General features: G+C 70.5%; 18 protein-coding genes, 1 pseudogene and 1 riboswitch. Of the genes and pseudogenes, 16 read left to right on the top strand and 3 right to left on the bottom strand.

The genetic code is table 11. The features are described 5' to 3' along the window. The first annotated feature begins 23 nt into the window (after nucleotides 1-23). The 3 genes from ACFYPC_RS22395 (at nucleotide 24) to ACFYPC_RS22385 (ending at nucleotide 4358) form a co-directional block, all read left to right on the top strand. The gene (locus tag ACFYPC_RS22395; protein WP_388678936.1) at nucleotides 24-1505 is read left to right on the top strand and encodes an HAD-IA family hydrolase; all 1482 of its coding nucleotides are present in this window, start codon (nucleotides 24-26) and stop codon (nucleotides 1503-1505) included. 317 nt (nucleotides 1506-1822) lie between these two features. Continuing rightward, nucleotides 1823-2611, top strand: a complete 789-nt coding sequence (locus tag ACFYPC_RS22390; protein ID WP_388678933.1) for a carbon-nitrogen hydrolase family protein — start codon at nucleotides 1823-1825, stop codon at nucleotides 2609-2611. Nucleotides 2612-2663: 52 nt separating this feature from the next. Continuing rightward, nucleotides 2664-4358 carry a flavin monoamine oxidase family protein gene (locus ACFYPC_RS22385; protein ID WP_388678931.1) on the top strand — a complete coding sequence of 565 codons (1695 nt, stop codon included), beginning with the start codon at nucleotides 2664-2666 and terminating at the stop codon, nucleotides 4356-4358. Between the two features lie 61 nt (nucleotides 4359-4419). On the opposite strand, the gene ACFYPC_RS22380 is transcribed toward ACFYPC_RS22385, so the two are convergent. Next, on the bottom strand, nucleotides 4420-5103 hold the full coding sequence (locus ACFYPC_RS22380) for a DUF5995 family protein (protein WP_388678928.1): 684 nt from the start codon (nucleotides 5101-5103) through the stop codon (nucleotides 4420-4422). Nucleotides 5104-5276: 173 nt separating this feature from the next. Here ACFYPC_RS22380 and ACFYPC_RS22375 point away from each other — a divergent pair, with 173 nt between their 5' ends. Then, nucleotides 5277-6443 (top strand): glycoside hydrolase family 6 protein, encoded by a 1167-nt coding sequence (locus ACFYPC_RS22375; RefSeq protein ID WP_388679463.1) that lies wholly within the window; start codon nucleotides 5277-5279, stop codon nucleotides 6441-6443. A 20-nt stretch (nucleotides 6444-6463) separates the two neighbouring features. On the opposite strand, the pseudogene ACFYPC_RS22370 reads toward ACFYPC_RS22375, so the two are convergent. Continuing rightward, a pseudogene (locus ACFYPC_RS22370) lies at nucleotides 6464-6625 on the bottom strand (nitrate reductase); the annotation flags it as partial. A gap of 166 nt (nucleotides 6626-6791) precedes the next feature. Here ACFYPC_RS22370 and ACFYPC_RS22365 point away from each other — a divergent pair. Beyond that, the gene (locus tag ACFYPC_RS22365) at nucleotides 6792-8057 is read left to right on the top strand and encodes an alginate lyase family protein (protein WP_388678926.1); all 1266 of its coding nucleotides are present in this window, start codon (nucleotides 6792-6794) and stop codon (nucleotides 8055-8057) included. A gap of 98 nt (nucleotides 8058-8155) precedes the next feature. Further along, the gene (locus tag ACFYPC_RS22360) at nucleotides 8156-8617 is read left to right on the top strand and encodes an acyl-CoA thioesterase (protein WP_388678924.1); all 462 of its coding nucleotides are present in this window, start codon (nucleotides 8156-8158) and stop codon (nucleotides 8615-8617) included. On the opposite strand, the gene ACFYPC_RS22355 is transcribed toward ACFYPC_RS22360, so the two are convergent. Beyond that, nucleotides 8577-9788 (bottom strand): MFS transporter, encoded by a 1212-nt coding sequence (locus ACFYPC_RS22355; protein WP_388678922.1) that lies wholly within the window; start codon nucleotides 9786-9788, stop codon nucleotides 8577-8579. The two genes, ACFYPC_RS22360 and ACFYPC_RS22355, sit on opposite strands and share 41 nt — an antisense overlap. 138 nt (nucleotides 9789-9926) lie before the next feature. Between ACFYPC_RS22355 and ACFYPC_RS22350 the strand changes: the two genes are divergently transcribed. The 10 genes from ACFYPC_RS22350 (at nucleotide 9927) to ACFYPC_RS22305 (ending at nucleotide 19308) form a co-directional block, all read left to right on the top strand. After that, entirely contained in the window at nucleotides 9927-11228 is a 1302-nt protein-coding gene (locus ACFYPC_RS22350) for an ROK family transcriptional regulator (protein ID WP_388678919.1), read from the top strand. 415 nt (nucleotides 11229-11643) lie between these two features. Next, nucleotides 11644-11774: riboswitch (FMN riboswitch) on the top strand. A 152-nt stretch (nucleotides 11775-11926) separates the two neighbouring features. After that, nucleotides 11927-12529 (top strand): riboflavin synthase, encoded by a 603-nt coding sequence (locus tag ACFYPC_RS22345; protein WP_388678916.1) that lies wholly within the window; start codon nucleotides 11927-11929, stop codon nucleotides 12527-12529. Beyond that, on the top strand, nucleotides 12526-13170 hold the full coding sequence (locus ACFYPC_RS22340; protein ID WP_388678914.1) for a nicotinamide riboside transporter PnuC: 645 nt from the start codon (nucleotides 12526-12528) through the stop codon (nucleotides 13168-13170). Before ACFYPC_RS22345 ends, ACFYPC_RS22340 begins: the two co-directional genes overlap by 4 nt. Further along, nucleotides 13167-14456 carry a bifunctional 3,4-dihydroxy-2-butanone-4-phosphate synthase/GTP cyclohydrolase II gene (locus tag ACFYPC_RS22335; protein WP_388678911.1) on the top strand — a complete coding sequence of 430 codons (1290 nt, stop codon included), beginning with the start codon at nucleotides 13167-13169 and terminating at the stop codon, nucleotides 14454-14456. Before ACFYPC_RS22340 ends, ACFYPC_RS22335 begins: the two co-directional genes overlap by 4 nt. Before the next feature lie 50 nt (nucleotides 14457-14506). Next, the gene (gene ribH, locus ACFYPC_RS22330; protein WP_385741053.1) at nucleotides 14507-14992 is read left to right on the top strand and encodes a 6,7-dimethyl-8-ribityllumazine synthase; all 486 of its coding nucleotides are present in this window, start codon (nucleotides 14507-14509) and stop codon (nucleotides 14990-14992) included. 34 nt (nucleotides 14993-15026) lie between these two features. After that, nucleotides 15027-15299: a phosphoribosyl-ATP diphosphatase gene (locus ACFYPC_RS22325; RefSeq protein WP_388678908.1), complete on the top strand. Its 273-nt coding sequence runs from the start codon at nucleotides 15027-15029 to the stop codon at nucleotides 15297-15299. A 59-nt stretch (nucleotides 15300-15358) separates the two neighbouring features. Next, nucleotides 15359-16216, top strand: a complete 858-nt coding sequence (gene hisG / locus ACFYPC_RS22320; RefSeq protein ID WP_388678906.1) for an ATP phosphoribosyltransferase — start codon at nucleotides 15359-15361, stop codon at nucleotides 16214-16216. Nucleotides 16217-16230: 14 nt separating this feature from the next. Continuing rightward, nucleotides 16231-16686, top strand: coding sequence for a PH domain-containing protein (locus tag ACFYPC_RS22315; RefSeq protein WP_388678903.1), 456 nt, complete (start codon nucleotides 16231-16233; stop codon nucleotides 16684-16686). Nucleotides 16687-16885: 199 nt separating this feature from the next. After that, nucleotides 16886-18211, top strand: coding sequence for a hemolysin family protein (locus ACFYPC_RS22310; RefSeq protein WP_388678900.1), 1326 nt, complete (start codon nucleotides 16886-16888; stop codon nucleotides 18209-18211). Then, on the top strand, nucleotides 18208-19308 hold the full coding sequence (locus ACFYPC_RS22305; protein WP_388678897.1) for a hemolysin family protein: 1101 nt from the start codon (nucleotides 18208-18210) through the stop codon (nucleotides 19306-19308). Before ACFYPC_RS22310 ends, ACFYPC_RS22305 begins: the two co-directional genes overlap by 4 nt. The last annotated feature ends 172 nt before the right edge of the window (nucleotides 19309-19480 follow it).

The following is a 19480-nucleotide window of genomic DNA, read 5'->3' as shown; positions in this document are numbered from 1 at the left end:
TTGAGTGAAGGAAAGAGAGTTCCGTGAGCCACCGCGCCACCCCCCACGTCACCCTCCAAGCTGTTCTGTTCGACATGGACGGCACGCTCGTGGACACCGAGCGACTGTGGTGGGAGGCGGTGGAACAAGTGGCTGACGGGCTCGGGCGAAGACTGACGGGGGCCGACCAGCCGCAGGTGCTCGGGCACCCGGTCGAGTACACCGCGGCCTGGCTGGCCGGGATCACAGGGGCCTCGGCGGAGGCCGTCGCGGACGACCTGCACCGGGAGTTCGCCGACCGCGTCCGCACCGGCGTCGTGGCCCGCCCCGGTGCGCTCGCCCTGCTCGACGCCCTGGCCCGTGACGACGTACCCACGGCGCTGGTGACCGCGTCGCCGCGCGCGGTCGCCGACACCGTCCTCGAAGCCCTCGGCGCCGGACGCTTCGCCGTCTCCGTCACCGCCGACGACACCGAGCGCACGAAGCCCGCCCCCGATCCCTACCTCGCCGCCTGCCGCGCCCTCGGTGTCGACCCCGCCGCGTGCGTCGCCGTCGAGGACACCCAGACGGGCGTCAGCTCCGCCGAGGCCGCGGGCTGCGCCGTGCTCGCCGTCCCCTCGCTCGCGCCGATCGGCCCCGCCCTCGGACGTACCGTCCTCAGCAGCCTGGAGGAGGTGACCCCGGCGCGGCTGCGGGCCATGGTCGCCCCGACCGAGCTGCGGGTGATGAGCTGGAACCTCTGGTACGGCGGTACGAAGGTCGACGACCACCGGGAGAAGCAGCTCAAGGTCATCGCGGAGACGGGCGTGGACGTGGTCGCCCTCCAGGAGACGTACGGCATCGCGGCGCAAGAACTCGCCGACGCGCTCGGCTGGCACCACCACCGGGCCGGCGACAACCTCGGCATCATCAGCCGGTACCCGATCACCGCCCGCCTCGGTGACCCGGACGTCGGTTTCTACGGAGGCACCGGGGCGCGGATCCGTCTCGACGGCGGGCAGGAGGTGGACGTCTGGAGCGCCCACCTCCACTACACGCCGTACGGGCCGTACGAGGCGCGCTTCGACGGGCTGCCGGCGGCCGATCTCATCGCCCACGAGGGTGTGCGGCTTGCCCAGATGCGGGAGATCCTCCGCGGGATCGCGGACTCTTCGGACGCCGACACGCCTGTTCTGCTGTTGGGGGACTTCAACGCTCCTTCGCATCTGGACTGGCCCGATGTCGAGTGGCCCGTCACGAAGGCCGCGGAGACGGCGGGGCTGCGGGACTCGTATCGCGAGGTTCACCCCGATCCTGTGCGGGATCCCGGGCATACCTGGTCTCCGGTCCACGTGGAGCACGAGGACGGGAGCGGGCGTGCTGAGCCGCAGGATCGGATCGACTACGTGCTGTACCGGGGGCAAGGGATGCGGGTGCTCGACTCGCGGACCTTCGTCTGCGGTTCGCCTCGGGCGTGGCCCGACGTTGCGGGGAACGCCTGGCCTTCGGATCATGCTGCGGTGATCACGACGTTCGGGGTGGGGTAGGGGTTTTTCGCTCCGTCCGCCCCTGCCCGTCCCTTGTCCCTGAGGGGCTGGGTTCAGCCCGTCCGGCGTTTGAGGACGGGCGCGTTCAGCGCGAAGCGGGGGCCCCTGGGGGCGGCAGCCTCCAGATTCGGGACGTGCAGGGGCGGAGGGGGCGAAAAACCTCCTGAGCCCCCCCGCGCAACGAATCGCCGCCACCCCCACCCCCCACGCAACGATTCGTCCGCGCATGCGCAACGGCTCCGCCTTGTCGCCCGAGCGCTCGCGCCCGTACCGTCTAACAGGCCCCCCAAACCCCTCCGCACCGGCAAGGAACACGCATGCGCACAGCCCTGCTCCAGAGCTCCGGCCGCCCCGGGTCGGTCGTCGGGAACCTCAAGGTCCTCGACGAAGCCGCGGGGCGTGCCGCGGCGGCGGGAGCCGGGCTGCTCGTGGCGCCGGAGATGTTCCTGACCGGGTACGCGATCGGCGACGACATCGCCCGCCTCGCGGAGGCCGCCGACGGCGACTCCGCGGACGCGATCGCCGAGATCGCGGGCCGCCACGGCGTGGCCGTCGCGTACGGCTACCCCGAGCGCTCCGGGGACGTGGTCTTCAACTCGGCGCAGCTGATCTCCGCAGACGGCGCCCGTCTCGCGAACTACCGCAAGACCCACCTCTTCGGCTGCTTCGAGCAGGACCACTTCACGCCGGGTGAGCAGCCGGTGGTGCAGGCCGAGCTCGACGGGCTGCGGGTCGGGATCATGATCTGCTACGACGTGGAGTTCCCGGAGAACGTCCGGGCGCACGCACTCGCCGGCACCGACCTGCTGCTCGTGCCGACCGCGCAGATGCACCCGTTCCAGTTCGTCGCCGAATCGGTCGTGCCGGTGCGCGCCTTCGAGAACCAGATGTACGTCGCGTACGTCAACCGCACAGGCCAGGAGGGCGAGTTCGACTTCGTCGGGCTCTCGACGCTGGCCGGCCCCGACGGAGTCGCGCGCGCTCGTGCCGGCCGAGGTGAGCAACTGGTCCTCGCCGACGCCGACCCCGCCTTCCTCACGGCCTCGCGCGAGTCGAACCCGTATCTGAAGGACCGCCGCCCCGGCCTCTACGGGTCCCTCGTCTGACGTCCGCCACTCGCCTTCCCCCTCAAGCTTTCCCGCAAGGAGTCCGTACCCCATGACGTCCACCGTGCCCAACGCGGTCGAGCACGCCGACGTGCAGCAGCCGCCGATCACCATGTTCGGCCCGGACTTCCCCTACGCGTACGACGACTTCCTCGCGCACCCCGCGGGCCTCGGCCAGATACCCGCGACCGAGCACGGCACGGAGGTCGCGGTCATCGGCGGCGGACTGTCCGGCATCGTGGCGGCCTACGAGCTGATGAAGATGGGGCTCAAGCCCGTCGTCTACGAGGCCGACCGGATCGGCGGACGGCTGCGGACGGTGGGCTTCGACGGGTGCGATCCCTCGCTCACCGCCGAGATGGGCGCCATGCGCTTCCCGCCCTCCTCCACCGCTCTCCAGCACTACATCGACCTGGTGGGTCTGGAGACCCGGCCGTTCCCCAACCCCCTCGCGGAGAGCACGCCCTCGACCGTCGTCGATCTCAAGGGCGAGTCGCACTACGCCGAGACGGTGGACGACCTGCCGCAGGTCTACCGTGACGTCGCCGCCGCCTGGAACGCCTGCCTCGAAGAGGGCGCCGACTTCTCCGACATGAACCAGGCCATGCGCGAGCGCGACGTCCCGCGCATCCGCGAGATCTGGTCCCAGCTCGTCGAGAAGCTCGACAACCAGACCTTCTACGGCTTCCTCTGCGACTCGGAGGCCTTCAGGTCGTTCCGGCACCGCGAGATCTTCGGCCAGGTCGGCTTCGGGACGGGCGGCTGGGACACCGACTTCCCGAACTCCATCCTCGAGATCCTGCGCGTCGTCTACACCGAGGCCGACGACCACCACCGCGGCATCGTCGGCGGCTCCCAGCAGCTTCCGCTGCGGCTGTGGGAACGCGAGCCGGAGAAGATCGTGCACTGGGCCTACGGGACCTCGCTGGCCACCCTGCACGGCGGCGCCCCCCGCCCGGCCGTGACCCGCCTGAACCGCACGTCCGGCAATCGGATCACCGTGACGGACGCGAACGGCGACATCCGTACCTACCCGGCGGCGATCTTCACCGCCCAGTCCTGGCTGCTGCTCTCGAAGATCGCCTGCGACGACTCGCTCTTCCCGATCGACCACTGGACGGCGATGGAGCGCACCCACTACATGGAGAGCTCGAAGCTCTTCGTGCCCGTCGACCGGCCGTTCTGGCTCGACAAGGACGAGCACACCGGGCGTGACGTGATGTCCATGACGCTCACCGACCGTATGACGCGCGGGACTTACCTCCTCGACGAGGGTCCGGACAGGCCCGCCGTCATCTGTCTCTCGTACACCTGGTGCGACGACAGCTTGAAGTGGCTGCCGCTGTCCGCGAACGAGCGGATGGAGGTGATGCTGAAGTCGCTCGGCGAGATCTACCCGAAGGTCGACATCAGGAAGCACATCATCGGCAACCCGGTGACGGTGTCCTGGGAGAACGAGCCCTACTTCATGGGCGCGTTCAAGGCGAACCTGCCCGGCCACTACCGTTACCAGCGGCGTCTTTTCACGCACTTCATGCAGGACGCGCTGCCCGAGGACAAGCGGAGCATCTTCCTCGCAGGCGACGACATCTCCTGGACCGCGGGCTGGGCCGAGGGCGCTGTGCAGACCGCGCTGAACGCCGTCTGGGGTGTCATGCACCAGCTGGGCGGCTCGACCGATCCGACCAACCCCGGACCCGGCGACGTCTACGACGAGATCGCGCCGGTGGAGCTTCCGGAGGACTGACGCCGCCCGCTGCCGCTTTAAGCAACGAGGACTGACGCCGCCCGCTGCCGCCTTCCTGAACTCAGTCCGGCAACGGCGTGAGCAGCATCCGTCCGGCGAAGCCCACCGCCGTGTCGAGGCGGTCGGCCAACTCCTCGGCGAGATCCGGCAGTCCGCGCAGTGCCCACAGCGCCCGGGCGGCCGACCAGGTGGCCTCGCGGGCCCGGTCCAGGCTCCACGCGCCGATCAGATGAGTCAGCGGATCGGCGATCTGGAGGAGATCGGGACCCGGCATCAGCTCTTCGCGGATGCGCTCCTCCAGCGCGACGAGGAGATCGCCCACACGGTCGAACTCGTCCTCAAGGTCGGCCGGTTCGCAGCGGAGCGTACGGCAGGCGTCCACGACCGCGAGCGCCAGATCGTGTCCTACGTGCGCATTGATGCCCGCGAGCGCGAACTGCAGCGGACGTACACCGGGATGCCGCCGGAACTGCAGCAATGGCCGCCAGCAGGCGGGCGGATCTCCCTCCTCGGCCACGTTCAGATAGCGCTCCGCGAACCGCACGTCCAGCGTGATCGCGGCCGCCGGGTCCGCGAACTCCCCGGCGGACAGGCGCCGCTCGACCTCCTCGGTGACGGCGAGGTAGACGCGGTTGAACACCGCGACCCCGTCCCGCTCGGGGAGGGCCGCGTCCAGGGTGCGCATCCGGGAGAGGACCGTGTCCACGGTGTGCACGGGATTGGTGAAGTGTTCCAACAACGCCATGGGGGCAGGGTCCCAGCCCTAGGCTGACCGGAGTGCCGCCGGGCCGGACGCTTCCCCAGAACGGGGGAACACGTCCGTGGCGGGAGTGGGGGGAGCAGTACGTGTCAGGCTCACGTGCCCAGCGAGCGGTCGCGCGCGTGGCCGAGCGCAGGCGGGCGGCCCGGCGCGGTGCCATGGTCGCGGCGGCCTCGGTCGTGGTCGCGGTCGGCAGCGTCACGGGGATGATGTCCGCGCTCGGCGACGGGCGCGCGTCCGACGACGCCGAACCCCTGGTGACCCACGCCCCCAGCCTCCTGCCGCTGCCCGCCGTACCGACCCCGTCGCCGACCGGGGCCTCGGTCTCACCGTCCCCGTCGAAGCTGTCCCCTTCACCGAAGCCGAGCCCGGGTTCGAGTTCGAGTTCGGGTTCGAGTTCAGGTTCAGGTTCAGGTTCGAAAGCCTCTGCCGACAAGGGGAAAACCGCGACCGTGGCCGCCTCCGCCGGGCTCTACCGGCACCCCGAATCCCAGGTGCTCGACTGGGTCGCCGCCAATCCGGGCGACTCCCGGCGTGCGGTGATCGAGTCGCGGATAGCCGACCGGCCGGCCGCGGTCTGGTTCGCCGACTTCACGCCGTCCACCATCACCAGGCGGGTCAGGGCGGTCACCTCGGGCGGCGCCGCGCAGGGCCGGGTCCCGGTCGTCGTGGCGTACACGATCCCGGGGCGCGACTGCGGCGGTGCCTCGGAGGGCGGGGCACCCGACCTCGACGCGTACGACGGCTGGATCGACAACTTCGCGGCAGGGCTGGGGTCTCGGGAGGTCATCGTCATCCTGGAACCGGACTCGGTCGCCCAGGCCGACTGCCTCTCCGCCGGCCAACGCGCCGACCGCTTCGCCTCGTTGGCCCGCGCCGGCCGCGTCCTCAAGGCCGCCGATCCCCGGGCCCGCGTCTACTACGACGCCGGCCACTCCGGCTGGAAACCGGCCGCCGCCCAGGCCGCATTCCTCAAACAGGCGGGCGCGGCCTCGGCCGCCTCCTCCGACGGCATCTTCACGAACGTGTCCAACTTCCACCGTACGAGCACGGAGAGCACGTACGCCCGAGAGGTGCTGTCCGCTCTCGGCGGCCCGGCGAGCCTGGGAGCCGTCATCGACACCAGCCGGAACGGCAACGGCGCCCCGGCGGACGGCGAGTGGTGCGATCCGGCGGGCCGAAGGATCGGACGGGCGCCGACCCTCGACACCGGAGAGGCGCGGATCGACGCCTACCTGTGGGTGAAGCTGCCGGGCGAGTCGGACGGCTGCAAGGGCGCCCCGGGGACCTTCTCGCCCGCCTACGCCTATGACTTGGCGACCTGAGAGTCCTTGCTCGTGAAGAGCAGGGCGAAGCCCGCGGCGGCCCGGTGGGCGGGCGTCGAGCCCTGCGCGCGGATCACCGCGGCGACGCCCCCGAAGGAGAGCGAACAGCCGAGGTGGCTGGGCACGCGGCCGTGGGTCGCCAGCAGGAAGACGACCGTCGCGACGCCGGACAGCATGATCGCGTACGCCCGTCGCCGTGTCGTTTCCAGCGCACGCCGAGGTCCCTGGTGCGGGCTTCGCTTTCTCTGTACGTGAATCTGTCCGGGCCATTGTCAGGGCCGGGCAGCAGCCCTACGCTCGCACGATCCTACTCATGAACTGCGTTCACATTTATGATCGGAGTGACTGATGAGTGCGAGCCCTCGACTGGGCGTGCTCCTTGCGGCCGTTGTCACCCTGGCGGCCGTCGTCGTCCCCTCCGCGGTGGCTCAGGCCGAGCCGAAGGCGCCGAAGACCGCGGTCCTCGACGGGGCCCGCCTGCGGCAGACCAAGGTCCGCCTGGACCGCGGCGATCCCCAACTCCGGCGCACCCTGGAGAACTTGACGGCCCGCGCCGACAACTGGCTGAACCAAGGCCCCTGGACGGTCGTCGACAAGCCGAGACCCGCCCCGAGCGGTGACGTCCACGACTACCTCAGCCAGGCCCCCTACTGGTGGCCATCCCAGCCCAAGACCGCCGAGAATCCCTGGGGTTGCCCCTACGTCCAGCGTGACGGCCAGCGCAACCCCGAGGTCGACACCGGCACCGACCGCCAGGACGTCGAGAAGGTCTTCGACTCGACGTACGACCTCGCACTCGCCTGGTACTACACCGGCAAGAAGCAGTACGCCGAGAAGGCCGCCTCCGTCCTGCGCACCTGGTTCCTCGCCCCCGGCACCCGGATGAACCCGAACCTGAACCACGGGCAGTTCATCCCCTGCAAGTACGACGGCCGCGCCATCGGCATCATCGACTTCTCCCAGTCCTATACGAGCGTCCTGGACGCCCTCGCGATCCTCGACACGGGCGCCCCCGGCTGGTCGAAGGCCGACCGCTCCGAAATGCTCGCCTGGAACACCGACTTGCGCGACTGGCTGGCCGACAGCGCCTTCGGCAAGGAGGAGGGCGCCGCCAAGAACAACCACGGCACCTTCTACGACATGCTGCTCGCCGGCCTGGCGTACGCGACCGGGGACAGGGATCTCGCACGGCAGACGGTCCTGGACGCGCGGGCCGAGCGGATCGCCCCGCAGATCGCCGCCGACGGCAGCCAGCCCCAGGAGCTGGCCCGCACCCGCAGTTGGCACTACTCGACTTTCGACCTGGTCGCCTATACCCGCCTCGCGGCGATAGGTCAGCACGTCGGCGTGAACCTGTGGTCGTACAAGGGGCCCGACGGCCAGAGCCTGTTCAAGGCGGTCGACTACCTGTTGCCCGCCGCGACCGGAGCCGCACCCTGGGCCCACCCGGAGCTGGAGTTCTACCGGTTCGCGGCGAGCGATGTCGTGCACGCGGCGGCCGACGCCGGTGACAAGGCCGCGCGTGCGGCGGTGCCGAAGCTGGAAACGCCGCCCGGCGGGGACCTGTGGGCGCTGCGCCCCGCCGCCGAGCAGCTGGACTCGATCACGGGCTGAGTCGACGCCGTAGGAGCCCCCTGAGCAGGGGTTCCTGAGCGGTTGCTTAGGATGGGGTGACCCCACCGCCCCGTCCGGCACCCTCAGGAGCCCCGCCCGTGACCGCCGAAGCCCCGATCGCCCCCGCTCTCGCGTACGGACGGCTCATCCCCGTCACCGTCCACTTCGACGATCTCGACGCGCTGGGGCTGCTCCACAACGCCCGGTACCCGGTGATGGTCGAGCGCGCCTGGACGGCCTTCTGGGAGGAGCGCGGTTTCCGCGGCTTCGAGGGGGACTGGGAGGCGGCGGGCGACTTCTGCAACGCGGTCAAGGAACTGCGGGTCAGCTACGAGGCCCCGGTGAAGCGGCCGGGCGCGTACGCCGTCCACCTCTGGCTGGAGCGGCTCGGGAACACCGGACTGACGTACGGCTTCCGTTTCTGCTCGGCCGATGGCGCGGTGACGTACGCGCACGGCACGCGCGTCCTCGTCAGGCTGGACGCGGGGACACTGCGCCCGACGTCGTGGAGCGACCGGTTCAGAGCCGTGGGCCAGGAACTGCTGCGGCCGGCGGACTGACCTTCGGGCGCTCCCGGTCGCCGGCGCGCAGCACACCCGCGAAGGCGACGACCCCGCACGCCAGCACAGTCACCAGGCCGAACGACACCATCAGACTCGTCGCCTGCGCCAGCGTGCCGATCGCGCTCGGCGCCACAAGACCCGAGGTGTACGTGATGGTGGCGACGCCCGCGATGGCCTGGCTGGGGTTGGGTCCGCTGCGACCGGCTGCCGCGAAGCACAGCGGGACCACCACGGCGATGCCCAGGCCGAGCAGCGCGAAACCGGTCATCGCGACCGCGGGATGATCCGCCACGACGATGAGCAGCCCGCCGAGAACGGCCAGGACGCCGCTCGCCCGCACGGTGCGTACCGCGCCGAAGCGGTTCACCACCGTGTCGCCCACGAGCCGGGCCACCGCCATGGTCAGCATGAAGCCGGTCGTCGAAGCCGCCGCGAGACCGGCCGAGCTGCCCAGTTCGTCCTGCAGGTACACCGCCGACCAGTCGAGGCTCGCGCCCTCCGCGAACACCGCGCAGAACCCGACCGCGCCGATCAGCAGCGCCGACCGTGGTGGCAGCGCGAACCGCGGCGGTGGCTCCTCGTCCTCGGTGGCCTGCAGGTCGAGCACCCAACGACACGCGACCAGTCCGAGGACGGTGAGGGTCGCCGCCGCCAGGGCATGGTGGAGGCGCGCGTCCGTGCCCAGGTGTGCGGCGACCGTGCCCGCCGCCGAGCCGGTCAGGGCGCCCGCGCTCCACATGCCGTGCAGACTGGACATGATCGACTTGTTGAGGCCGCGCTCGACCTCGACGCCCAGTGCGTTCATGGCGACATCGGCCATGCCGGCCGTGGCGCCGAAGGTGAACATCGCCAGGCAGAGGCTGAGCAGGTTCGGCGCCTGCGACGGGAGAAGCAGGGCGAGCGTCCACAGGGCCAGCAGGCCGCGCAGGGCCGTGCGCGAACCGAAGCGGTGGCTGATCCGGCCGGCCAGCGGCATGGAGACGGACGCGCCCAGGGCCGTGAAGGCGAGCGCGAACCCCAGCTGGCCGGTGCTGAGCCCCGCGTGGTCCTGGATCCACGGCACGCGCGTCGCGAAGGACCCGGTGACCGCGCCGTGCACCGCGAACACGGCGGCCACGGCGTATCGCGCGCGCTTCAACTTGCGCATGTCGTAGACCACTTCATCCATGGTGCCGCTGCCCCTCCCGGACGTCCTCCCCGTACTGTTGCCGTAAACTATCAGGAACCCTGCCTGATAAATAGAGAATTTACGGCCGGGGCCGGAGACGAAGCCTCCGCGCCCTCGCTGATCTGGAAGGATCCCGGCATGCCCGCATCTCCGAGCACCGCCCGGGCCATCAACGACCGGCTCGCCCTGCAGCTCATGCAGCAGGAGGGCCCTTTGACGGCAGGGCAGTTGAAGCAGCTCACCGGACTGTCCCGGCCCACCGTCGCCGACCTCGTCGAACGTCTCACCCTCGCCGGGCTGATCTCGGTGGTGGGGGAGTCTGGATCACAACGGCGCGGTCCGAACGCGCGGTTGTACGGGATCGTCGCCGACCGCGCACACCTGGCCGCCCTCGACGTCCGCACCGAGGGCGTCTCCGTCGTCGTCTCCGACCTGCTGGGCGCCGAACTCGCGCGGGCGTCGGTGCCCATCACGGATGACACGGGCACCGGGCCCGCCGTTGAGCAGGCGGTCGCGCTGGTGGAGCGCACCGCCAAGGAGGCTGGGGCGGAGCGGCTGCACACCGTCGGTATCGGCGCCCCCGGCCTCATCGACCCCGTCACCGGCGAGCTCCGCGGCTCCACCGGGCTGCCCCAGTGGCACCGCCGGCTCGCCGCCGCCCTCCAGGAACGACTCCCCGCCGCTCGCGTCCTGGTCGAGAACGAGACCAACCTCGCCGCCCTCGCCGAACAGCGCGACGGCGCAGCCCGCGACCGTGACACGTTCGTCCTGTTGTGGCTCGGCCACGGCACCGGCGCCGCCGTCGTCCTGGACGGCTCCCTTCGCCGCGGCGCCTCCGGCGGTACCGGCGAGATCGGGTTCCTGCCGGTGCCGGGGACCGTGAAGCTGCCGTCGGCGACGGACTGCGAGGGCGGCTTCCACTCCCTCGCCGGGGCGGTGGCGATCGCGGGGCTCGCGGCGGAGTACGGCGTCGAGGCGGAAGGGATACCGCACGAGCCGTATGCGGCGGCGCTGGTGAGGGAGGCGGTGGGATCGGTCGTGGACACGGGGGCGGGTGCGCGTGTGGGCGCCGGCATCCGTGCGGTTGAGGGCGTGGGCGCCGGTGCCGGTGCCGGTGCCGTTGCGGGTGCGGGTGCGAGTGCGGCGGAGGCGGGAACTCCCGCCTCCCGTTTCCTCGACGCCCTCGCCGACCGGCTCGCCATCGGTGCTGCTTCCGTCGTCGCTGTGCTCGACCCGGGTTGCGTCGTCCTGGGAGGCGAGATCGGGCAGGCCGGCGGGAGCGTGCTCGCTTCACGCGTCGAGGAGCGGCTCGCGCGGATGTCGCCGTTGCCTGTGGAGGTGCGCGCGAGCGCGCTGGGCGGGAGCGCGGTGCTGCGCGGCGCGCTGCTGACCGCCCGGGAAGGCGCTCAGGACGAACTGTTTGCACCGCCGGGCCGGTAGGGGTTCGTGCCGCCGGGTCGGTAGTGCGTCGGCCCCGACGGATCGGGCGCTCGGCCGGATCGGGCGGCTCGGACGGGCCGGATTGAAAGGCCCGGCGGCGGGGCAAGGGCCTCCGTCACCGCCGCCGGGCCGCTCGGGGGGCGGATGCGACACGTCGTGAACGCTCAGCCGGGTATCGCCGAGCCATGATCGCGACCCTAGGAGGACTAGACCAGTGAGGTCAATAGGTATGGACCAGCCTCAGCCATGCGGTGTGGCCCGAAGGGTCAAGCATGCGCGGTACCAGCCGAGTTGACCGGTGTTGTCTCCTCTTGTGTCCTCATGGAAGTCCATCCATACCGCCTGTGAGTCAGCCCACAGTTGTTCGCCCGCATGGGCGTCGATCAGACGTGGCACACTGGCCATGTACCAGAAGCAGCGCACTCCGGGGTCGGTGAAAGTCCGAACCGGCGGTTACAGTCCGCGACCCGGTCGCTTCCAGCGGCCGGTTGACCAGGTGAAATTCCTGGACCGACGGTTAAAGTCCGGATGGGAGGCAGTGCGCGGCGGGCGGGCATTCGTGCGCGCTGCCGTTTGTTTCGACTTGTCCTGACGGGACGAGTCTCATTCGGCATCGTTCCCGGTGTCGCAGTCCGTTCATTCTGTCGTCATCGACAGGCCCCGGAGTCCGTGCCCCACGAGGCAGGAGGACCCGGGAAGTGTTCACCGGAATCGTCGAAGAGCTGGGTGAGATCACCGCCGTCGAGAACCTCGGCGACGCCTCACGCTTCCGACTTCGTGGCCCTGTAGTCACCGAAGGTGCACAGCACGGCGACTCCATTGCCGTCAACGGCGTCTGTCTCACGGTCGTCGAACATGAGGGCGACGAGTTCACCGCCGACGTCATGGCGGAAACCCTGGACCGCTCAAGCCTTGGCGCCCTGTCCGTCGGCTCCCGTGTGAACCTGGAGCGCCCCACCGCGGTGGGCGCACGCCTCGGCGGGCACATCGTGCAGGGCCACGTCGACGGCACGGGCGCGGTCATCGCACGCACGCCGTCCGAGAACTGGGAGATCGTGAAGGTCTCGATCCCCGCGGACCTCTCCCGCTATGTGGTCGAGAAGGGCTCCATCACCGTCGACGGCATCAGCCTGACCGTCGTCGAGGCCGGCCCCGACTACTTCACCGTCAGCCTCATCCCCACCACCCTCGCGCTGACCACGCTCGGCCTCAAGCAGCCCGGCGACCCGGTCAACCTCGAGGTCGACATCATCGCCAAGTACGTGGAGCGCCTCCTCGGCGGCAAGGAGGCCGCGCGGTGAACTGGCTCAACTCCGAGGCATTCACGCTCTTCGGCCAGCACATCAAGTGGTCGGACATGATCGGCAACACGATCGGTCTGATCGCCCTCGCGCTCGGCTGGCGCCGCTCCATATGGACCTGGCCGGTCCAGTTCCTGTCCGGCGTCATCCTCCTCGCGGCCTTCGCCACGGCGCACCTGTCCGGCAGCGCCGGCAAGCAGGTCGTCGTCATGGTCGTCGCCGCATGGGGCTGGTGGCAGTGGAACCGCGGCAAGAGGCAGGCTCAGGACGGCTCCATCGCCGTACGGTTCGCCACCTGGCGCGAGCGCGGCGCGCTACTCGGCGCGGCCGCCGTGGGCACCCTCGCGGTCGGCCTCCTGTTCAAGGCGTACCCGACCCTCTCCTGGGACCCGTGGCCGGACGCCTACATCTTCGTCGGCACCGTCGTCGCCATGTACGCCCAGGCGCGCGGCATGGTCGAGTTCTGGTTCGCCTGGCTGCTGGTCGACCTGGTGGGCGTCCCGCTCAACTTCGCCAACGGTTTCGCCTTCTCCGGTTTCGTCTACGTCCTCTACGGCGCGCTCGTCCTGTGGGGCATGCGCGACTGGTGGCTGCGCTCCCGCAAGGCCGGGCAGCCCGTCCTGGAAGGAGCCCCGGCATGACATCGGCGCCGGTCTGGTACAGCAGGGACAATATCGAGGACTTCGCCCTCGACCCCGTCGAGAAGGCGATCGCCGACATCGCGGCCGGCCGCCCGGTCGTGGTCGTCGACGACGAGGACCGGGAGAACGAGGGCGACCTCGTCATCGCCGCCGAGAAGGCGACCCCCGAGATCGTCGCCTTCATGATGAGCGAGTGCCGCGGTCTGATCTGCGCCCCCATGGAGGGTGACGAACTCGACCGGCTCCGGCTCCCGCAGATGGTCGACGACAACACCGAGTCGATGAAGACGGCGTTCACCGTCTCGGTCGACGCGTCAGCCGCTCACGGTGTGTCCACCGGCATCTCGGCATCCGACCGTGCCACCACCCTGCAGCTCCTCGCGGACGGCGGCGCCCAGCCGGAGGACTTCGTCCGGCCGGGCCACGTCTTCCCGCTGCGCGCCAGGTCCGGCGGCGTCCTGGTCCGCGACGGCCACACCGAGGCGGCCGTCGACCTGGCCCGCCTCGCCGGCCTGCGCCCGGCCGGCGCGATCGTCGAGATCGCCGGGGAGGACGGCCGCATGCTCCGCCTCCCCGAACTGATCCCCTTCGCCCGCAAGCACGGCCTGACGATCATCTCCATCGAGGACCTGATCGCCTACCGCCGCGCCGCCGAGCCCACCGTCCGCCGCGAGGCCAAGACCCAGCTGCCCACCGCCTTCGGCGAGTTCACGGCGTACGGCTACCGCTCCACCCTCGACGGAGTCGAGCACGTCGCCCTCGTCCACGGCGAGATCGGCGAAGGCGAGGACGTCCTGGTCCGCGTCCACTCCGAGTGCCTCACCGGCGATGTCTTCCACTCGCAGCGCTGCGACTGCGGCCCCCAGCTCCAGACGTCCATGGAACGCATCCAGACCGAGGGCCGGGGCATCGTCGTCTACCTGCGCGGCCACGAGGGGCGCGGCATCGGCCTCCTGTCCAAGCTGCGCGCGTACGAGCTCCAGGAGCGCGGCCGGGACACCCTCGACGCCAACCTGGAGCTGGGTCTGCCCGCCGACGCCCGCGACTACGGCGCGAGCGCCCAGATCCTCGACGACCTGGGGGTGACGAGCGTCCGCCTGATGACCAACAACCCCGACAAGACCGACGCGCTCGTCCGGCACGGCCTCAAGGTCACCGGCCGCGAGCCGATGCCCGTACAGGCGGGCGAGCACAACCTCCGCTACCTGCGCACCAAGCGGGACCGGATGGGCCACGACCTGCCCTGGCTGGACACGACCACGGTGTCGGCCTGCGGCAACCAGTAAGAGCACCAGCACAGCACCACAACAGCACCAGAACAGCACTGAGGAGAGACGTGAGCGGCAAGGGTGCACCTGAACTGTCCGTACGCAACTGCGGCGACCTGCGCGTCGCGGTCATCGCGGCACAGTGGCACGAGAAGGTGATGGACGGCCTGGTCGACGGCGCGCTGCGCGCCCTGCACGAGCTGGGAATCGACGAGCCGACCCTCCTGCGGGTGCCCGGCAGCTTCGAGCTCCCGGTCGTCGCGAAGGTCCTCGCGGGCCGCGGATACGACGCCATCGTCGCGCTGGGCGTCGTCATCCGCGGCGGCACCCCCCACTTCGAGTACGTGTGCCAGGGCGTCACCCAGGGCCTCACCCAGGTCTCCATCGACACCGGTGTCCCCATCGGCTTCGGCGTGCTGACCTGCGACACCGAGGAACAGGCCCTCGACCGTGCGGGCATCGAGGGTTCCAAAGAGGACAAGGGGCACGAGGCGGTGACGGCCGCCGTGGCGACCGCGGCCACCCTCCGCTCAGTATCCGAACCCTGGCGCTAGCCGATCGGCGTGAGCGCGTAGGGTGAGAGCCACCATGTCCAATAAGACGTTCGAGGAGCTCTTCACCGAGCTCCAGCACAAGGCCGCCACCGGCGACCCCGCCACTTCGCGCACCGCCGAGCTGATCGGCAAGGGCGTTCATGCCATCGGCAAGAAGGTCGTCGAAGAGGCCGCCGAAGTATGGATGGCCGCCGAGTACGAGGGCAAGGAAGCCGCCGCCGAGGAGATCTCGCAGCTGCTCTACCACGTCCAGGTGATGATGGTCGCGCGCGGGATCTCCCTCGACGACGTGTACGCCCACCTCTGAGCCGTAGCCAAGCACCCCCGCAAGTACGAACGAACCATCTAGCAAAGGAAGCCGACCTCATGCTGCGCATCGCCGTCCCCAACAAGGGTTCCCTGTCAGGACCTGCGGCGGAGATGCTGCATGAGGCCGGCTACCAGCAGCGCCGGGAGTCCAAGGAACTGCGGATCGTCGACCCGGAGAACGAGGTCGAGTTCTTCTACCTCCGCCCCCGCGACATCGCGATCTACGTCTCCTCCGGCCGGCTCGACATCGGCGTCACCGGACGGGACCTGCTCATCGACTCGGGCGCCAGCGCCGAGGAGATCCTCCCGCTCGGCTTCGCCCGCTCCACGTTCCGCTTCGCCACCAAGCCCGGTACGGCGAACTCCATCGAGGACCTCGCGGGCAAGACCGTCGCGACCTCGTACGAGGGCATCGTCGCCAAGCACCTCGCCGACCACGGCATCGACGCCTCCGTCGTCCACCTCGACGGCGCCGTCGAGACCGCGATCGAGCTGGGCGTGGCCGAGGTCATCGCGGACGTCGTGGAGACCGGCACCTCGCTGCGCAACGCGGGCCTCGATGTGTTCGGCGACCCGATCATGAAGTCCGAGGCCATCGTCATCCGCCGCGTCGGCGCCGATGTCTCCGCGGACGCCGAGCCCAAGGTGCAGCAGTTCCTGCGCCGCCTCCAGGGCGTCCTGGTGGCACGGACGTACGTGATGATGGACTACGACTGCCGCGCCGAGCACCTGGAGAAGGCGGTCGCGCTCACTCCCGGCCTGGAGTCGCCGACCATCTCGCCGCTGCACAACGAGGGCTGGGTCGCCGTCCGCGCGATGGTGCCGTCCAAGGAAGCCCAGCGGATCATGGACGATCTGTACGAGCTCGGCGCGCGGGCCATCCTGACCACGGCCATCCACGCCTGCCGGCTCTGAGGGACCTCAAGACCATGTCCGAACTTCCCGCTCTGCCCGTCACTTTCCGGCCGTCACGAACCCGGGTCGTCCTGGTCGGTACCGGTGTCGCGATCCTTGTGGTCCTCACCACAGTCGTGATGCTTCTGGAGCAGCTCGGCCCGGGGGAAAAACTCAGCTTCATCTTCACCGGCGCCCTGATCTTCGGGGTGCTCCTGATGCTGGCCCGGCCCAAGGTCGTCGCCGACGAGGGCGGCGTAACCGTCGTCAACATCGCCAGCAGTAGGCGCCTGGCCTGGGCGGAGATCCTCCAGGTCAACCTGCGCCCGGGCGATCCCTGGGTGTTCCTCAACCTCAGTGACGGCACCAGTCTGCCCGCGCTCGGCATCCAGCCGGGCATCGCCAAACACCGCGCGATCGAGGACGCTCGTGCCCTGAGAGCCCTCGCCGAAGCCCGCTCCACGGGTGACTCGGAGGAACATCAGGGCTGACTCTCAGCCTTCCACCCTGCCGCACGGGCCCATGTCTTGATTAATCTGTTGGCGGAGGCGTTCGCATCGCGCCTCCGCCGCTGATGTGCCAGCCGGTATTCAGAGGCCCCCAGCTACCCGAGGAGTGACTCCCTCCAGCGATGGACGGATCGTCCTGTAGTACCTGCGCCGCCCCCTTCCGACATATCGAGGCGGCGGCATGATCGTCCCCTTGCTGCTCCTTGGGGCGGCATTCCTGCTCATTCTCGCCAACGGATTCTTCGTCGCGGCGGAGTTCGGCCTCGTCACGGTCGAGAAGCCCGACGCCGAGAAGGCGGCCGCCGAAGGCGACCGACGGGCTGCGACAGTCGTCAACTCGCTCAAGGAGCTGTCATTCCAGCTCTCCGGCACCCAGCTCGGCATCACCATCACCTCACTCGTCGTCGGCATGCTCGCCGAACCGGCGCTTGCCGAGCTGCTGCACGGACCGTTCGCCGCGACCGGCCTGCCCGAGGGCGCCGTGCCCGGCGTCGCCGTCGTGGTCGGCATGCTGCTGGCCGCGGCCGTGCAGATGGTCATCGGCGAACTCGTGCCCAAGAACTGGGCCGTGTCCAAGCCCCTGCAGGTCGCCCGCTTCGTCGCGGGCCCGCAGCACATGTTCGCCCGCACGTTCCGCCCGGTGATCGCCGCGCTCAACGCGGTGGCCAACCGTCTCGTACGAGCCCTGGGCGTCGAGCCCGCCGAGGAGCTGGCCTCCGCCCGCACCCCCGGCGAACTCGTCTCCCTCGCCCGGCACTCCGCGCGGGCCGGCGCTCTGGAGCAGGACACCGCGGATCTCTTCGTCCGCACCATGTCGCTGGCCGATCTGACCGCGCAGCACGTCATGACGCCGCGCGTGAAGGTCAGCGCCCTGCAGTCCTCGGCGACCGCCGAGGACGTCGTCAACCTCACCCGGGCCACTGGCCTGTCCCGCTTCCCCGTCTACCGGGAGCGGATCGACGAGATCGTCGGCATGGTCCACCTCAAGGACGCCCTCGCGGTCCCCTCGCGAGACCGGCTGCGCACTCCCGTCGGCCGGATCGCGCAGGCACCGCTGCTCGTCCCCGAGACGCTGCCGGTGCGGCCGCTCCTGGAGCAGCTGCGCAGCGAGCAGCCGATCGCCGTGGTCGTCGACGAGTACGGCGGTACGGCGGGCGTCGTCACCCTGGAGGACATCGTCGAGGAACTCGTCGGTGAGGTGCGCGACGAGCACGACGGGCAGGATCTGCCCGAACTCGCGGCGGCGCCACCGGAGGACGGGAAGCCCGCGTGGGAGGCCGACGGCAGTTGCCGCGTCGACGTCCTCAAGCGCATAGGGCTCGACGTGCCCGAGGGCCCGTACGAGACCGTGGCGGGCCTCGTCGCCGATCTGCTCGGCCGCATCCCGGCCGCCGGTGACAGGGCCGAACTGCCGGGCTGGCGGCTGCTGGTGCGCCAAGTCGGGCACTACCGCGCCGAACGCGTCCGCCTCGTGCGGACCGCGCCTGTCGCGGAGGCCGTCCGATGAGCGTGCTCCAACTCCTCTTCGCCGCCCTGCTGGTGCTCGCCAACGGCTTCTTCGTCGGCGCCGAGTTCGCGCTCGTCTCCGTACGGCGCAGCCAGATCGAACCACTGGGAACTGCCCGGGCGCGACAGGTGCTGTACGGCCTGGAGCGACTGCCCCAGATGATGGCCGCGGCCCAGTTCGGCATCACCGTCTGCTCGTTGACGCTCGGCGCGGTCGCCGAGCCGACCGTCGCGCAGCTCCTTGAACCGCTTTTCGAGGCGGTCCACATGCCGCACGGCGTGATCCACCCCCTCGGGTACGTCATCGCGCTCGCCTCGGTCGTCTTCTTCCACCTCGTCATCGGCGAGATGGTGCCGAAGAACCTGGCGATGGCCGCGCCCGAGAAGACGGCGCTCTGGCTCAGCCCGGGTCTGGTCGCGTTCGCGCGCCTGTGCCGGCCGGTCACCGTCGGCCTCGGGGCCTGTGCGCGGGTGATCCTCAAGCTGTTCCGCGTGGAGCCCAGGGACGAGGTCGAGGCGGTCTTCACCAGTGAGCAGCTCAACCGGCTCGTCGAGGACTCCGGGCAGGCGGGTCTGCTGGACCCCGAGGAGCAGGAGCGCCTCGAGGACGCCCTGGAGCTGGGCTCCCGCCCGGTCACGGACGTCCTCCTCGACTCCGGCTCCCTGGTGACCGTGGGCCCTTCGGTCACCCCTGGCCAGGTCGTCGCGCTCACCGCCCGCACCGGGTACTCCCGTTTCCCGGTGGTCGCGGAGAACGGCGCCTTCATGGGCTACCTGCATGTGAAGGACGTACTGGACCTGGAGGAGTCGGACCGGGCGGTGCCCCAGCAGAACTGGCATCACATGACCACCCTGCGGGCCGAACTCCCCCTGGACGACGCCCTCACCGTGATGCGCCGCGCCGCGACGCACCTCGCCCAGGTCGCCGACGCGTCCGGCAAGGTCCTTGGCCTCGTCGCGCTGGAGGACGTACTGGAACTCCTGGTGGGCGAGGTACGGGACCCGGCACATCGAGAGGTTCCGGCGCCGGCGGTACGGGTCTCGGATCCGCGAGTGAGCGGGGCCCCGGAGGAGGCTGCCCAGGCACTGGCGAGCTGAACCGGTTGCGGGGGGGGGCGCCGGGGCGGGGGGGGGGGGGGGGGGGGGGGCGCGCCCCCCCCCCCCCCCCCCCCCCCCCCCGCGCGGGCGGGCCATCAACCCCACAACACCACCCCCCCCCGCCCCCGACCCCGGGGGCGGGGGGTCGCGGGGGGGAGAGTGGGTGTTGTGT

Source organism: Streptomyces sp. NPDC005808 (assembly GCF_042871385.1).
Classification (GTDB): Bacteria; Actinomycetota; Actinomycetes; order Streptomycetales; family Streptomycetaceae; genus Streptomyces.
The sequence above is the reverse complement of the archived record's forward strand: the minus strand, read 5'-3'. Positions and strand labels throughout refer to the sequence as shown.